Consider the following 2,029-nt stretch of genomic DNA (forward strand, 5'->3'; position numbering starts at 1 on the left):
GAATTCGCGATCCTGCTGATCCCGCTGTTGCTGATGCTGTGCGGCGTCGCCGAGTTCGGCCGCGCGATCTACCAGTACGACGCGCTGACCAAGGCCACGCGCGGCGCCACGCGCTACCTGTCGCAGTTCTCGCCCGACGACGCCGGCTATCCGGCCGCGCAGGCCAAATGCATGGCGGTCCATGGCAACACCGGCTGCACCGGTGCGCCGCTGGTCGGCGGCCTCAGTACCGCGATGGTGGTGATCTGCGACCGCGTCGATGCGGGCGGCTGTCCGGGCATGGCCTTCGCCAACGTCAATACCTACGACAACGGCGCCGGCGCCGGTGTGCCGGCCGGCACGGTCAACCTGGTGGCGGTCAAGATCACCGGCTTCGCCTACTCGCCGATCCAGCCGCTGATCGATGTCAGCGGCCTGGTCTTTTCCGATGTGATGACCGTGATGAGGCAAGTGCTATGAATCCCGCTCTCCGCCGTCGCGCCATGCGCATGCGGCGCGCGCGCCAGCGCGGCGCCACCGTGGTCGAGTTCGCGATCGTCGCGATGCTGTTCTTCACGCTGCTGATCGGCGTGGTCGAGATGGCGCGCGTGCTGTTCCACTGGAACACCGCCAGCGAGGCGACGCGCTGGGGCGCGCGCATGGCCGTGGTCTGCGATGCCAATGCCGCGATCATCAAGACCCGCATGGCGACGCTGATGCCGCAGCTGGCGCCGTCGAACATCGCGCTCGACTACGAGCCGGCCGGCTGCGACAGCGATCCCGATACCGCGCGCGCCAGCTGCGCCAGCGTGACGGTCAGCGTCACCGGCCTGACCGTGCAGACGCTGGTGCCGATGATTCCGATGACGCTGCCGGTGCCGCCGTTCGCCACCACGCTGTCGCGCGAAAGCATGAACAGCGCGACCGGCGGCCCCGTCTGCAGCTGAACATGCGCACAGAACAACGAACAGGAGAAGCCGCCATGCTGACGATTCTGATCGCCTCCGAGCAAACCGACCGGCTGTCCGAGATCACCCGGCTATGCACGCAGTGCGGCTCGTTCCAGACGCTGGCGCTGGCCGAGGCGCCGGCGCGCATCGCGTCCCATGCAAGCCAGCTGGCGCTGGCGGACATGCTGGTGATCGCGCACGGCAGCATGGGACCGGCGCAGATGCAGGGCATCGAGGCGATGCGGCAGCAGCATCCCGAGCTGCCGTGCATCCTGATCACCGACGCGGTCGACCCCGATTTGCTGATCAAGGCGCTGCGCAGCGGCATCCGGGACGTGCTGGCATGGCCGCTGGAGCAGGGCCAGCTCGGCGACGCGCTGCGCCGGCTGCAGGCCGCCGGCACGCAGCGGCGCCGTCGCGCCGCGCGGCTGATATCGCTGCTGTCGTGCAAGGGCGGCGCCGGCGTGACGTTCCTGACCGCCAACCTCGGCCATGCGCTGGCCGCGCAGGGCAAGCGCGTGCTGGTGCTGGACCTGAACCGGCAGTTCGGCGATCTGGTGCATACCATTTGCGACCGTACGCCGCCGGCGACGCTGCCGGACGTCTGCGCGCAGATCGACCGCATGGATGCGGCCTTCCTCGAAGCGTGCCTGACGCCGGTGGCCGACGGCCTGGACGTGCTGGCCGGTGCGGCCGATCCGATCAAGGCGGCGTCGGTGCGCAAGGAACAGGTCGAGTGGATCCTGTCGCTGGCGCTGCCCCACTACGACTTCGTGCTGGTCGACGCCGGCCAGGCGATCGATCCGGTGTCGATCGGCGTGCTCGACCGCAGCGACCGCATCGGCGTGGTGCTGCAGCCGACCATCGCGTACGCGCGCACCGGCCGGCGCCTGCTCGACATCCTGCGGGCGCTGCGCTACCCCGACGACAGGATCCGCGTGCTGCTGAACCGCGACGATCGCCGCAACGAGCTGGACCGGACCTCGCTCGAGCAGATCTGCGGCACCCCGGTCTGGCAGGCCCTGCCCGAGGACGCGGCCACGGTCGCCGCGGCGATCAGCCACGGCGAGGCGGTACTGGCGATGCACCGGCGCAGCGCG

At 69.9% G+C, this 2,029-nt stretch carries 3 protein-coding genes; all 3 read left to right on the plus strand.

The features are described from left to right. Window positions 1–459, plus strand: a 459-nt coding sequence (locus B551_RS16790) for a TadE/TadG family type IV pilus assembly protein (protein ID WP_023264607.1), incomplete at its 5' end; no start/stop codon positions are given. After that, entirely contained in the window at window positions 456–926 is a 471-nt protein-coding gene (locus B551_RS16795; RefSeq protein ID WP_043440475.1) for a TadE family protein, read from the plus strand. The genes B551_RS16790 and B551_RS16795, both read left to right, overlap by 4 nt. Before the next feature lie 35 nt (window positions 927–961). Continuing rightward, a partial coding sequence (locus B551_RS16800) for an AAA family ATPase (RefSeq protein ID WP_023264608.1) occupies window positions 962–2,029 on the plus strand: 1,068 nt, incomplete at its 3' end.

The organism is Cupriavidus sp. HPC(L), from assembly GCF_000307735.3.
GTDB lineage: Bacteria > Pseudomonadota > Gammaproteobacteria > Burkholderiales > Burkholderiaceae > Cupriavidus.

Coding starts and splice junctions, on each gene's coding strand:
- B551_RS16795 (WP_043440475.1), top strand. CDS start 456: ATGAATCCCGCTCTCCGCCGTCGCGCCATGCGCATGCGGCGCGCGCGC.